Annotated in this window: 13 protein-coding genes; 4 read left to right on the top strand and 9 right to left on the bottom strand. The window is 36.0% G+C overall.

The window, feature by feature from the left end:
• Nucleotides 1-139 precede the first annotated feature (139 nt).
• From WJN01_RS04780 to uvrC, 6 genes are all read right to left on the bottom strand, one after another.
• Nucleotides 140-829 carry a hypothetical protein gene (locus WJN01_RS04780; RefSeq protein ID WP_445195998.1) on the bottom strand — a complete coding sequence of 230 codons (690 nt, stop codon included), beginning with the start codon at nt 827-829 and terminating at the stop codon, nt 140-142.
• 172 nt (nt 830-1,001) lie between these two features.
• Nucleotides 1,002-2,162, bottom strand: coding sequence for a 4-hydroxyphenylpyruvate dioxygenase (hppD, locus tag WJN01_RS04775; RefSeq protein ID WP_445195997.1), 1,161 nt, complete (start codon nt 2,160-2,162; stop codon nt 1,002-1,004).
• A 52-nt stretch (nt 2,163-2,214) separates the two neighbouring features.
• Entirely contained in the window at nt 2,215-3,372 is a 1,158-nt protein-coding gene (locus WJN01_RS04770) for a homogentisate 1,2-dioxygenase (RefSeq protein ID WP_445195996.1), read from the bottom strand.
• A 272-nt stretch (nt 3,373-3,644) separates the two neighbouring features.
• Nucleotides 3,645-5,885: a patatin-like phospholipase family protein gene (locus tag WJN01_RS04765; RefSeq protein WP_445195995.1), complete on the bottom strand. Its 2,241-nt coding sequence runs from the start codon at nt 5,883-5,885 to the stop codon at nt 3,645-3,647.
• Complete coding sequence (locus WJN01_RS04760; RefSeq protein WP_445195994.1) at nt 5,878-6,279, bottom strand: hypothetical protein; 402 nt, start codon at nt 6,277-6,279, stop codon at nt 5,878-5,880. The genes WJN01_RS04765 and WJN01_RS04760 overlap by 8 nt, the downstream gene beginning before the upstream one ends.
• Before the next feature lie 24 nt (nt 6,280-6,303).
• Complete coding sequence (uvrC, locus tag WJN01_RS04755) at nt 6,304-8,097, bottom strand: excinuclease ABC subunit UvrC (RefSeq protein ID WP_445195993.1); 1,794 nt, start codon at nt 8,095-8,097, stop codon at nt 6,304-6,306.
• A gap of 201 nt (nt 8,098-8,298) precedes the next feature.
• Between uvrC and WJN01_RS04750 the strand changes: the two genes are divergently transcribed.
• From WJN01_RS04750 to WJN01_RS04735, 4 genes are read left to right on the top strand one after another with little or no spacing between them, the layout of a single operon-like run.
• Nucleotides 8,299-8,739 (top strand): ATP-dependent zinc protease family protein, encoded by a 441-nt coding sequence (locus WJN01_RS04750; protein ID WP_445195992.1) that lies wholly within the window; start codon nt 8,299-8,301, stop codon nt 8,737-8,739.
• Complete coding sequence (gene rimK / locus WJN01_RS04745; RefSeq protein ID WP_370477124.1) at nt 8,717-9,592, top strand: 30S ribosomal protein S6--L-glutamate ligase; 876 nt, start codon at nt 8,717-8,719, stop codon at nt 9,590-9,592. Before WJN01_RS04750 ends, rimK begins: the two co-directional genes overlap by 23 nt.
• Nucleotides 9,593-10,567, top strand: a complete 975-nt coding sequence (locus WJN01_RS04740; protein ID WP_445195991.1) for a succinylglutamate desuccinylase/aspartoacylase family protein — start codon at nt 9,593-9,595, stop codon at nt 10,565-10,567.
• Nucleotides 10,568-10,571: 4 nt separating this feature from the next.
• The gene (locus WJN01_RS04735) at nt 10,572-11,135 is read left to right on the top strand and encodes a 5-formyltetrahydrofolate cyclo-ligase (RefSeq protein WP_445195990.1); all 564 of its coding nucleotides are present in this window, start codon (nt 10,572-10,574) and stop codon (nt 11,133-11,135) included.
• Here the strand turns inward: WJN01_RS04735 and WJN01_RS04730 are convergent.
• From WJN01_RS04730 to WJN01_RS04720, 3 genes are all read right to left on the bottom strand, one after another.
• Nucleotides 11,132-13,018, bottom strand: coding sequence for a hypothetical protein (locus tag WJN01_RS04730; RefSeq protein WP_445195989.1), 1,887 nt, complete (start codon nt 13,016-13,018; stop codon nt 11,132-11,134). The two genes, WJN01_RS04735 and WJN01_RS04730, sit on opposite strands and share 4 nt — an antisense overlap.
• Nucleotides 13,019-13,110: 92 nt before the next feature.
• Nucleotides 13,111-13,734 carry a lipoprotein signal peptidase gene (locus tag WJN01_RS04725; RefSeq protein ID WP_445195988.1) on the bottom strand — a complete coding sequence of 208 codons (624 nt, stop codon included), beginning with the start codon at nt 13,732-13,734 and terminating at the stop codon, nt 13,111-13,113.
• Nucleotides 13,735-13,838: 104 nt separating this feature from the next.
• Nucleotides 13,839-14,216 (bottom strand): TraR/DksA family transcriptional regulator, encoded by a 378-nt coding sequence (locus WJN01_RS04720; protein WP_370477129.1) that lies wholly within the window; start codon nt 14,214-14,216, stop codon nt 13,839-13,841.

The raw sequence follows: 14,216 nt of genomic DNA, 5'->3' as shown, positions 1-14,216 counted from the left end.
ACAAATGTAATTTTTTTTTCAATACAACTGAGAAATTACATTTTTTTTTGAATTTTTTTCGAGCAAAAGAAAAGTCAGTTTTCCATATCGAAAAAACTGACTTCACAACCAAACTATAGTCACCTTAAAACTATAAAAATCAACTTTTTGATTCGCTTAAATGGACGCCTTGTTTCAACAAAACGGCACCCATAGCCAATAACCAAACCACCTTAACATGGAACAATGGTTTATAAATTTCAAAATTATCTGGAATAAATAAAATAACGGACATGGCGGCAAATCCCAGCAAAATTGTAAACCAACTTAGCCAAGTGCTTACCATTTTCCACTTGATTAAAGCAAACCCTAAAAGCACTAACCCAACTCCTGAAAATATACGCCCAAAACGTATAAAACAAGTTACATATTGGTTAGTAAACAAAAGGTTATACATGAAATCTTCCAATTCTTCAGCAGACATGCCAGCAGTTTGTCCAACACCCCAAGCGCCGTGGTTATAGTAATAAGCTGAAGCAATGGCCAATGTAAAAGTGCCTATTATTGTCATACCAGCCCCGGGTAAAATAACCACACGATAAGGTTTTCTTGCCGTGGCAGCCACAAAAGCGAACAAAGCAATGCCCATTGTTACCCAACCAAAGATATGAATGCGATACATCCAAATCCAGTACCATACATTTTTGCCAACCTCAGTAAAATCTGAAGCCACAATATATTCACCTATATGATGTGGCGATAAAAACCAACCAAACCATAATAATAGTGCAGCCAAAATAAACGCCCACCCCGTGAACCTTGTTTCGAAGTCTTTTTTAATATTTTCCATCAAATAATTGTCTTTAAGTACTTTGCAATATAGATTTATACTTTACTCTTCTATGTAATATTTGTTACATAAAGGAATTCGAATTATTGAAAACACTTAAATGACTTGATGTTTATTAAATCTAAAACAAGTTTATGTTGGCAAAAACACAAGTTATCAGACGGCATTTTATCTACAAAGTTCCTCTATTTGCTTGTTCGCGTTCAATAGATTCAAAAAGCGCTTTAAAATTGCCAGCCCCAAAACCGCGGGCACCCATACGTTGGATAATTTCAAAAAACAAGGTAGGTCTATCCTCAACTGGTTTGGTGAAAATTTGCAACAAATAGCCCTCCTCGTCGGCATCAATCATAATGCCCAAGTTTTTTAAAATTTCGATATTCTCACGAAGTTTATGGCTGTGTTCTTCCAAGCGACCAGGAACAGCCTTGTAATATTCCTCTGGTGGTTTAGATAAAAACTCAACACCTCTTTGCCTTAATTGCGTTACTGTGCCGATAATATCATCGGTAGCAACCGCTATATGCTGCACTCCTGCACCTTCGTAAAAATCGAGATATTCCTCAATTTGCGATTTCTTTTTCCCTTTTGCAGGTTCGTTTATTGGGAATTTTATGCGACCGTTACCGTTACTCATTACTTTACTCATAAGTGCGGAGTATTCGGTATGGATTTGCTTATCATCAAAAGAAAGGAAGTTTTCAAAACCCATAACATCTTCATACCATTTCACCCATTTGTTCATTTGTCCCCAACCAACATTACCAACCATATGGTCAATATATTTTAATCCAACAGGTTCAGGATTATATTCTGATTTCCAAGCCCGAAATCCTGGCAAAAATGCACCATTGTAATTTTTGCGCTCAACAAACATGTGTACCGTTTCCCCATAAGTGTAAATTCCTGCCCTTACGACCTCACCAAATTCATCTTTTTCAACACAAGGTTCCATGTAAGATTTGGCTCCCCGATTGGTTGTTTCGTGGTAAGCGTTTCTGGCATCCTCAACCCAAAGGGCTATTACTTTTACGCCATCACCATGTTTTACGATATGTTCATTAATTGGGGAGCTACTGCTAAGCGGCGTTGTTAAAACCAATTTGATTTTGTCTTGTTTTAACACATAACTTGCAGAATCTTTGGAGCCTGTTTCCAAACCTTTATAGGCATACGATTGAAATCCAAAAGCCGTTTTATAAAAATGCGCTGATTGTTTGGCATTACCCACATAGAATTCTACATAATCTGTTCCCAAAAGTGGTAAAAAGTCTTGTGCGCCTTCAAATATTTTTTCTAAACCGTAGTTTACTGATTTTATGTCTTTACTCATGATTAATTGTTGATTTGTTTATTCGTTAAGTCGTTTACTTGAAAACGAATACTTACTCTAACCAAGATTTAAAATAACTATCGTCAGCTATTTTAAGGGCTTCTTCGGTTACTTTTAATGGCTTAAAGGTATCGACCATTACAGCCAACTCATCGGTTTTTGTTTTACCAATACTACGTTCTGTTGCCCCAGGATGTGGCCCATGAGGTATGCCAGCTGGGTGCAAAGATATGTGCCCAGCCTCAATATCATTTCTACTCATAAAATCACCATCAACATAATACAGCACCTCATCGCTGTCTATATTACTATGGTTATAGGGAGCTGGAATGGATTGTGGGTGATAGTCATACAACCGCGGCACAAAACTGCACACTACAAAGGCGTCGGTCTCAAAAGTTTGATGTACCGGTGGTGGTTGATGAATTCGCCCAGTTATAGGTTCAAAATCATGAATAGAAAAAGCATAAGGGTAATTGTAGCCATCATATCCAATTACGTCAAACGGATGGGATGCATATACCATCTCGATAATATCATCTTGCTTTTTAACTTTTATCAAAAAATCACCAGACTCATTATTAGTTTCAAGTTCTTGTGGTCTTCTAATATCCCGTTCGCAAAATGGTGAATGCTCCAATAATTGACCAAACCAATTTCGGTAGCGTTTTGGTGTATAAATAGGTCTGCGTGATTCTACAATAAACAGCCTGTTGTCTTCCGAATCAAAATCCATTTTGTAAATGATGCCCCGTGGTATTAATAAATAATCGCCATACTTGAAATCTAAATTACCTAGATGTGTTCTTAGTTTACCAGAACCTTTATGGATAAAAATCAATTCGTCGGCATCGGTATTCTTATAAAAATAATCTTTCGTTGATTTTTGCGGCGCTGCCAAAATAATGGCACAATCATTATTGACTAAAACTGTCTTTCTACTATCCAAAAAGTCCTTTTCAGGTTTCACTTGAAACCCTTTAAAACGATAGGATTGTATGTTATTTACTTTGGCGATTTTTGGTGCTACGCTATATTGTTTTCTAATCTCTTTTACTTGAGTAGGAAGTTGCTCGTGATAGCTGTTTGTAGACATGCCATCAAACCCAATAGTGCCAAAAAGCTGCTCGTAATAAAGACTGCCATCTGACTTTCTAAATTGGGTGTGGCGTTTATGCGGAATATTTCCTAATTTATGATAAAATGGCATTTTTAGTTTTGTTTAGGGTTAACCCTTAGACTATGCTCAGGGCAATAATAGATTCAGAATCAATTATATAAAGATAATAAAAATTGAAGGGATTCTAGCCTTTACTTCGCCTGTGCTCAGTACAGGCTGCAAAATGACAATAATGCCTGCTTATTCAGGATTTCTCTTGATAAGAAAATGTAGAAATGGTAATAAGCCTGGCCAAAAAAGAATCATAGTGTTACAAATATCGTAATTTCTTCGGAGTTTTTAAATTTCAGCATTCTTAAAAGCTAAAACCAAAAACCAAGGTTGAAAAACCACTTACTCTCACCTCTCTCCGGGGAATAACTATACTTCGCTTGAACGGGACCCAAAAATGTTTCAATAGCATACCCTAAAGCATAACCTCTATAGTCTGGCAACGTAAACCATTCGCCCGAATCAAAAATATTGTCCTCTATATTTGCCCAATTGCCTTCAAGGGTAATATGGTGCTTTTTGAAGATTTCGTAGTCTGCCGTAGCCCAAGCTTTCACATAGCTATTTCCCGTTAAGGTAATAAAATCGTAACCCAAAAATGGCACGAAATTGTTAATCAAATTAGCACCGTAGCCCCCTAATGCAAAATCGAGTGTTCTGGTAGATTTATCACCCAATTTAAAACCGCCGCTGGTCTGCAAATTAAAGGACAATTTATCTGAAACACTAAAGGCATAGCCCATATCAGCTTTGGCAATTGAAAAATCCTTAAAATCATCAATAAAGCCGGACGCATAAAGGTAAATGTTTAAATCGCCATTAAAATACACACCGCGATTTGGAAAATATTTATCGTCATAAGTATCTAATTTTAAGTTGCCGAAAAGACTTAAATAGTCTGTATTCTCAAACAAAAATTTATCATTTGGGTTGGTTCCTGAAATGGTTTCAGATTTTATTTCCAACCGTTTATGTTCCACACCCATACCAAGGGAAAAATCTCTTCTGAACAACGTTTGCAAATAGAATTGATTGGTTTGGTCTTCTAGTTTTACATCAAGATTTCTCAAACCTGTGGCAGCAATTTGGTCATCATCCAGAAGTAACTGAGCACTTATACCTTTATTAAACTGATTGTATCTAGACCTTAACCCAATACTCCAATAAAAACCTTTGTCAATTAAATATTCAAAATTATACCGAACATTATCCCCAAGTATGACGTCCAATGAGCCCACATCATTTTTAAAAAACATGCGTTTTTTTGTGAGGTTTAACAATGCGCTGGTTTTATATAAATCGTCGTAATGAACACCCAATTTTAAAAATGTGTTTACTTGGGATTCCTTAACAGTGGCCATAAAGTCATAGCCTTCCTTTCCTTCGGTTTGCTTGAGTTGATATTGAAATGCATCAAAATTATTGGTGGCAACCACATTATAAACACCTTCATTAAAATCTTTATAACTTATTTTTTCGTCGCTTTTTAATTTCAGCTTTCCTAAAATATAAGCTCTTGTATAGTTTTTGTTCCCTTTAAATTCAAAGTTGTTGATTTTAATACTATCCATTGGTTTTGGATGGAATACTTCTTTCTTTTCATCATCATTGTATGAAGCCAAAGTTCTTAGCACATTTAATTTAGACAATGCCGATTCTCTACCTTCTTCAATGATTTTGCTTACTTTATCAAAAGCAACCACATTGTAATCTTTAATATTTGGTTTTATGTAAACATCGGTTTGTTTCGATTTTAACTTCATGGCATTGATGGTGCGGAAATTGTTTATTTGCATTAAAACCTCAGGTGCAGAAACTAATTCTTCGCGTTTGGCCAAACCGTCCTGAACATCAACACCAATGATAACGTCCATGCCCTTATCCCGGAGTTCATCTATAGGGTAATTATTCACCACACCACCATCAATTAAAATTTCATCATCAATCACAACAGGTTGAAAAAGTGAAGGCAATGCACCACTTGCCATGATTGATTGGGTGAGATTTCCGTTGTCCAAGATAACCTGCTGACCTGTTTCTACATTTGTTGCAACGCAGAAAAACGGAATGGGCAGTTTACTAAAGTCATCAATGTGATTAACAGGAAGCAAAAGTTTTAAAATTAAACCATAGGCTACATTACCACGCGATAATGCCGATGGCAACTTAATTTTAAAATCATTAAATGGAAGGGTAACGGCATATTTTTCCGAATTATCGCGCTCGTAAAATGCTTTCGAGGCACGGGGCAAGTCGTCGTTAATGATGTTATCAAAATCTACGATTTGAAAAATGGAATCGAGTTCCTTCCCCGAATAGCCTGAAGCGTACAATGCACCAACAATGGCGCCCATACTCGCTCCAGCAATGTAATCTACCTTTACACCCAAGCTATCAATAACCTTTAAAACGCCAACATGGGCCAAACCTTTTGCGCCACCACCACTTAACACCAAACCTATTTTAGGCTTAATATTTTCTGTTTCATTTTGTGCCTGTGCAAAAAATGAAGCGAGTAGAATTAGGGATAATATAATGAGATTCTTAGTCAAGTTTTATTTTTTCTTCAAGCTCTTTCTTCAACCAATCAGAGTCATCCGTTTTTATTTTTTTCTTAATTTCTATCGGTAATTTTGTATTCCAAATTAAGGCATGTCGAACATTTTCACTTGGGTCGTTTTTTAGAATATCAAAAATCTTTTGATTGATTTTTCTCTTTCTCGCAATAGCGTAACGCACATTCTCATCTTTGTCAGTAGCCAAAAATTCCAAAATTTCAATTTGAATGGTTTTATTATGTATAACCCATTCTTTTAGCTCAGGGAATTTTGTAATTGTTTCATACCAAACTGTAATTTCAGCAGATTCCAAAGCAGCCAACCTTTGCTCCTCTAAGTTTTCACTTATTCTTAATCTTTTAAATTCTTCCGCTGACTTTATCATCATTAAAATTATAATCGCTCAAACATTTCACTTCCTATGATAATAATTATAAACCTTTTCGGCCCGCGACACCCCAACAATAGCTTCTAATTCGTCTAATTTGGCATTAGCCACCCGCTTTGCCGATTTAAAATGCTTTAACAAGTCAACAACTGTTTTTTCGCCCACGCCGGGTATGGTTTCCAATTCGGTATTTAAGGCACTTTTACTGCGTTTATTTCTGTGGTGCTCTATACCAAAACGGTGTGCCTCATTACGTAACTGCTGAATTATTTTTAAGGTTTCACTTTTCTTATCTAAATATAAGGGAATTGGGTCGTTTGGATAAAATAATTCTTCCAAACGTTTCGCAATTCCGACAATAGCAATTTTACCTCTCAAGCCTAAAACATCCAAACTTTTTAATGCCGACGACAATTGCCCTTTCCCGCCATCAATAATAATGAGCTGTGGCAAAGGTTGGCCTTCATCCAACAAACGGTTATAACGGCGATATACTACTTCTTCCATGGATGCAAAATCGTCTGGCCCTTCAACGGTTTTTATATTGAAATGCCTATAATCCTTCTTACTCGGTTTGCCATTTTTAAACACCACACAAGCTGCTACCGGATTTGTGCCCTGTATATTGGAGTTGTCAAAACACTCAATATGGCGCGGTTCTTCCGAGAGCCTTAAATCGGCTTTCATTTGAGCCATAATACGGTTGGCATGTCTATCGGGGTCAACAATTTTCATTTGCTTAAACCGCTCCATTCTATAATATTTAGCATTTCGCAGCGACAAATCCAAAATATGCCTTTTATCTCCCAATTTTGGAACAGTGACTTTAACTTCCTCTCCCAAATCGACTTTAAATGGCACAAAAATTTCCTTGGAATTTGAATTGAACCTATTCCTGATTTCAGTAATGGCCAACTCTAAAAGTTCCTTATCGGTTTCATCCAATTTCTTTTTTATTTCTAACGTATGCGCCCTAATTATAGAACCATAAGATAGCTGTAAAAAATTGATGTAACCGTAACTTTCGTCACTTATAATGGAAAATACATCTACATTGCTGATTTTTGGATTTACAATGGTAGATTTTGCCTGGTAATTCTCTAAAATATCAACTTTTTCCTTGATTTTTTGCGCGTCTTCGAACTGCATACTTTCAGCATATTCATGCATTTGTGCTTTAAATTGTTGTAGCGAGTCTTTAAAGTTTCCTTTTAAAATTTCCTTTATGGCTTTAATGTTTTCGTTGTATTCCTCTTCGGTTTCCAAGCCCTCACATGGACCCTTGCAATTTCCTAAATGATACTCTAAACATACTTTATATTTTCCTGCCTTGATTTTGTCTTCAACCAAATCGTAATTGCAGGTACGCAAACTGTATAGGCCTTTTATTAAATCGAGTAAAGTTTGCACGGTTTTTACGCTAGTGTACGGACCGAAATATTCGCTTCCATCTTTAAAAACGCGTCGGGTTGAAAACACTCTTGGGAACCGTTCATTTTTAATACAAATCCACGGATAGGATTTATCGTCCTTTAGCATCACATTGTAACGCGGTTGGTATTTCTTTATGAGATTGTTTTCCAATAACAGGGCATCGGTTTCTGTATCGACCACAATGTGTTTGATGTTGGCAATTTTTTTTACCAATACTCTAGTTTTCCCGTTTTCGTGTGTTTTCGTGAAATAAGAGCTAACCCGCTTCTTTAAATTTTTGGCTTTGCCTACGTAAATTATGGTGCCTTCTTTATCATAATATTGATAAACTCCAGGTTGGTTGGGCAGGGTTTTTAATTGTATCTCTAAATCGGGGGTATCCATTCTTGTAAAGGTAATTATTTTAATTTTTCCTACTTGATTATCGTCTTGAATTAATGCTTAATTTTTGTGAAAATTTTTAAATTTTAAATGGATTATTTATCTAACTTCGCGCGCATTTCAAAAGCCTTAAATACTGCCAATTAGAATTGATTTGAACGAACTTTTTATGGTAGAAAAGTGACTTAATAATGAGATTGACTTATGAAAAAAATAATAGGACGCGTAGATGTTGTTGACTTCCCAAAATTGGGGTTGCATGACATTAACGTTAAAATAGATACAGGGGCGTACACCTCGGCCATTCATTGTTCTGAAATAATAGAAGAGGGTAATACTTTGCGCTGTATATTTAATAGCGCCACACACCAAAACTTTGGAAAAACCGAAATTGTTTTTGGCACCTTTTGGCGTACTGATGTAAAAAGTAGTAACGGATACAAGGAAAACAGGTATAAAGTGAAATCTGAAGTGGTATTTTTTGGAAAAACGTACAAGATTAACTTAACTTTAAGCACAAGAGATGATATGAGATTTCCGGTGTTGATTGGCAGGCAGTTTTTAAAACGAAAGTTTATTGTGGATGTAGATTTGGAAAACATCTCTTTTTTAACAAGCAAGCATGAACATAGTTATACTTTCTAGAAACCGAAATTTATATTCTACCGACCGTTTGGTTGAAGAAGGTGAAATACGTGGGCATAAAGTTGAAGTGATAGACCCGCTAAAATGCGACATCATTATTGAAAAAGAAAAGCCCACAATTTATTACAAAGACCGTTACCTAGATTATGTAGATGCCATTATACCGCGCATCGGAGCATCAGTTACTTTTTATGGTTGTGCCGTAGTAAGGCAGTTTGAAATGATGGGTGTTTTTACCATTTGCACATCAGATGCCATAATCCGTTCCAGAGACAAACTGCGCAGTTTACAGCGCTTAAGCAAAGCAGGCATTGGCATGCCTAAAACGGTTTTTACCAACTATTCCAGAGATGTTGTAGAAGTTATAGAACATGTTGGTGGTACACCTGTAATCATTAAATTACTGGAAGGCACACAGGGATTGGGTGTGGTATTGGCAGAAACAAAAAATGCGGCCGAATCGGTTTTGGAAGCCTTTAATGGTTTACAAGCTAGGGTAATTGTTCAAGAATTCATAAAAGAAGCTGGTGGTGCAGATTTACGGGCTTTGGTGGTAGACGGACAAGTAGTAGGTGCTATGAAACGCCAAGGGAAAGAGGGCGAGTTCCGTTCCAACTTACATCGCGGCGGCAATGCCGAAATCATCAAACTTAGCCACGACGAATTAAAATTGGCCATGAACGCCTCACGGGCCTTAAAGCTACCTGTATGCGGTGTTGACATGTTACAATCTGCCCGAGGGCCTTTGCTTTTGGAGGTAAACTCCACCCCAGGATTGGAAGGTATTGAAGGGGCTACCGGACGAAATATCGCTAAAGCCATCATTCGATATATTGAAAAATACTCAAAATAAATGCCCGAAGTAAAGTCAGACGTTATACATATTTTAGGTGAAGCCATAAAACCTGGTGAAAGCAGGGAATTGAATATTGATGTGGCCAATTTGCACACCTCTTCTCCAGTAAACATTCCCGTTATTGTAGAGCGCTCAAAAAAACCTGGGCCTTCTGTTTTATTTACAGCCGGTATTCATGGCGATGAAGTTAATGGTGTTGAAATTGTGCGCCAACTTATTGCCAAAGGCATTAATAAACCCAAATGTGGTACGATTATATGCATGCCCGTCATTAATATTTTTGGGTTTATAAATTTAAAACGCGAATTTCCCGATGGGCGCGATTTAAATCGTGTATTTCCGGGAAGTCCTTCGGGTTCTTTGGCTGGAAGAGTGGCACACAAACTTGTTAAAGAAGTAGTGCCACATGCCGATTTAATCATTGATTTTCATACTGGTGGTTCCGGGAGGTTTAATGCCCCGCAACTAAGATTTACAAAAGACAACAAAGACCTGAACGAACTCGCCAAGGCTTTTGGTGCTCCTTTCGTACTCTACTCAAAAAACCTTTCTAAATCCTTTAGAACGACTTGTGCCAAAATGGGTAAACCCCTTTTGCTTTTTGAAGGTGGAAAATCATTCCACATTGATGATATCGTGACCAACTCTGGGGTTAACGGTTCCAAACGAATTTTGAAACATTTGGGGATGCTAAAAACTGTCTTCAAATCAACCAAACCCAAAAAAGAATGCATCTTTGTTAACAGCAGCAAATGGCAACGTGCCAAATATTCGGGCATGTTTAAGGCTTCTGTAACTATTGGTTCTTATGTGAAAAAAGAGGATATGTTGGGAAATATTACCGACCCATACGGCAAGTTTAATTATTTTGTAAGAGCCTCAAATTCAGGTTATATCATTAATGTAAACGAGTCACCAATTGTCTATCAAGGTGATGCTTTGTTTCATATTACTACCAAACTTAAAAAGTAGTTAAATGAACAAAAATGAGTTGCGCATTAAATACAAAAACCTTAGGAAAGCCCTCACTTCAAACGAAGTTGAAGATTTAAGTCTGGCCATTTCAAACCAACTACTAAAGCTTCAAATTTGGAATTTTTCGTTCTATCAAATCTTCCTTTCGATAGAAGAACAAAAGGAAGTCAACACCGATTACATTTTGAATATCTTATCGGGAAAAGACAAAAACATCCTGATTTCAAAAAGTAATTTTGAAACCATGGAATTGACCCATTTTTTGCTGACCGATAGCACGAAAATTCAAAAAAATAAGCACAATATCCCTGAACCTGTTGATGGCATAGAAATTTCAAACGATAAAATTGAAGTTGTTTTCATACCGCTTTTAGCCTTTGACAAACAAGGAAACCGTGTTGGGTACGGCAAAGGGTTTTACGACAAGTTTTTGGCCAAATGCAACCCAAAAACCCTAAAAATAGGACTGTCCTTTTTTGAAGCTGAAGATAAAATCAACGATGTTTTTGAGAGTGATGTAAGGCTGGATTATTGTGTAACGGCCAATACTATTTATCAATTTTAGTCTTTGCAGTTTTCGCAGTACGTTTTTCTTAAATAAGGGTCATCCAATAACTGAAAAGTAATGCCCCCGTTATCTATGGAATTGAATAATTTGCAAAAACGTTGACTGTTCATGTTAACGGCATTTAACATGATAGTTCTGTAGTTTGGGTCCTTTGTAAGCTCTTTATCAACAAGGGTTAAGTTTAAATAATAAAACAGTAAATCTTCGTCAATATCAATACTTCTAGCCTTTCTTTCCAATAGCTCAACGGCTAAATTGGAATGCCCATAATAACTAAAAGATTGTGCTAAACTTAAATAATCGTAATCTGATAGAGTCGTTTTTTTATAGTTTCTATTGATAAACTCCACGGAGGCATCCTTTGTCTCAAAGTCTCCATCTACCATTAGGTTATCTGCCGTAACCATGTGATAGTTGACCAACATTCTTGAGATGAGTGCTTTATGAATGCCATATTTTTTTAAGCCATTTATTTCATTCAATAAATCGGAATCTTTTACATCAATGGCTTTAAGGCTCCAAAGTTTAATTTTTAACGCTACCAGATTATATTTAACCTCGTTGTCGTTCGGCGCAAGTTTTTCAAGGGCCAACATCTCATTGTACACAATTAAAGCTTGCCTAAAATCCAATACATATTTAATGGCTGAGTTTTTATTTAAAAGCTTTATAAATTCGGGGTCCTTAGGCACGCTCATTCCACGCAAAAAATCCAATGGAATTTCACCCGATTTAAGCTTTTCAAAAATGGAGTTTTGAAAATCTAAAGCTTCATCTATTTTATTTGAAGCCACTGCTACGTTGAACTTTTTTAAAAGTGCTTCCGCATCTTCACTTCTATATTTGTCCTTTTTTTCAAGCTGCAACTCTAAAATAGCCTTTCTATGCTTTCTGAAAATGGGCTCCATTTCTCTTGAAAGAGAACCAGCAATTTTTGATTTTACTTCATTTTTGGACAACAAAGATAGATTTTCGTATTTAGTTCCTTTTATGTCATTAAAAAACTCAACCCAGTTTTCTGAAGTTGAAACATTGGTTTCTATGGTTGGTTTTTGAAATGATTGCAAAGCCGAAACAATATTTTTAGCACGCAACTCCTGCAATTCCAAATTTCTGTGGGTAATACCTTCAATTGAAGAATATGCCTTAATGTTTATGGTCTTTATATTGAAACCCGTTAATCTTAAAGAATCATAAATAGGTTTTATGTCTTCTTGGGAATATTTGGATTTATTCTTTTGAAAAGGAATGATGAACTTTAATGTTTTATTCCGGGTAATGTAGTTTTCATTATCAGTAGTTTTTATTTTCCTTGTATCGTAGGTTAATGAATCTAAATACATGCCCATGTCCAACAAATCTGATGTATAGGTGTCAAGGTCGAAAAGCACGTTGTATTGACATAGATTCTTGTTACCAATGAACAAAATATTCCATTCCATTTCCCGATCACGAAAGCCTTCAGGTATCTTGCCTACCCAAGTACTGTAAACATTATTTTCAACTTGTTTCAACCCTTTTTTTAAGGCTTCTGAGTAAACAGGCTCAAGCAAAAGCCCTTTGATTTGGGTGTTCTTAACGGTTTCCAATTCGCAGGAATACCTGTCTTTTAAAACTATGTCAATAGCCAAACCATCTCCATCATTTTGAAACAAATCATTAAACCAATTTTTATCATTTATTTCAAAATAAAGATTTTCATTTTCCCTTTTTATAGAAAATTTGGCTTCTGCCGGTTGATTTTTAAAGGCTTTGATGCAAGTTTCGCATTTTCGTTTTCTGTCTTTGCCAGAAAAATCAATATCGTAGGTGTTTTGGCAAGCAGCAATTTTAATACTAAATACAATAAGTAAAGATGTGAGGAGGGATTTTAGGAACATTTAATTGAGAGCGATTAAACTAGGTTTTCTTTCAAAGCTAAAATTACCAAATACTTTTGAAGTAGTAATTACAAAGCTGTACTTATTTTCAACTATCCTCTTTTTGAAAATGCCTTTTTATTAAACACGATAAGCATGATAAAACCCGTACTTATGGCTACATCGGCAACGTTAAAAACGGGTTCAAAAAAGTTGAAGCGTTTACCTCCGTAAAGCGGAAACCATTTAGGTAAGTCAACCTCAAATAAAGGAAAGTACAGCATATCCACAACACGCCCATGCAAAAGCGAATCATAACCACCGGATTCCGGCAAAAATGTAGCAACTTGACTTATACTATCATCGAATAGAACACCATAAAATACGGAATCGATAATATTTCCTAAAGCCCCAGAAAATATCAACGCTATAGCTAAAATTAATACACGGGAACTCTTCTTTTTTGTAGCATCGTATAGCCAATACCCGATACCAAATATCGCCACAATTCTAAATAACGTTAGTGCAACTTTGGCTGTTCTATCCGATACAACCGAAATAAAATCACTGATTTTAGTACCCCAAGCCATACCATCATTTTCAATAAAGTATATTTTAAACCAATCAAAAACATCAACACTTTCATGTAGTGTAAAATGAGTTTTGATGTATATTTTACTTATTTGGTCTATAAGTAAAATAATAACGATTAGTATGATAGATTTTTTTAGAGACATTATTAAAGTATAAATTCCCGTTTAATCAGGAATAACTAATTGCATTTAAATGAAAAACGCCCCGTTTAAACCGAGACGTTTTAAATTTATTAATTTTTTTAGCCCTATTGCTGCATGTTTTTGGCTTCAATGCTCAACGTAGCATGTGGTACAAGCTTTAAACGTTCTTTATTAATAAGCTTCCCTGTAACACGGCACACACCATAGGTTTTGTTTTCTATTCTAATTAACGCATTTTTTAAATCACGAATAAACTTTTCTTGACGAATAGCCAAAGCAGAATTAGATTCTTTACTCATAACCTCGCTACCCTCATCAAAAGCTTTAAAGGTCGGCGATGTATCATCAGTGCCATTATTATGGTCGTTCATGTAAGCACTCTTTATAAGCTCCAAATCGTGCTGTGCTTTTTGTATTTTTTCTTTGATTAGCTCTTTGAATTCGGCTAAATCTTTATCTGAATATCTTGCGGTATCTCCCAT

Origin of the sequence: Tamlana sedimenti (assembly GCF_038148895.1) — a bacterium.
Lineage (GTDB): Bacteria > Bacteroidota > Bacteroidia > Flavobacteriales > Flavobacteriaceae > Tamlana.
This window is presented reverse-complemented; position numbering and strand designations above follow the sequence as displayed.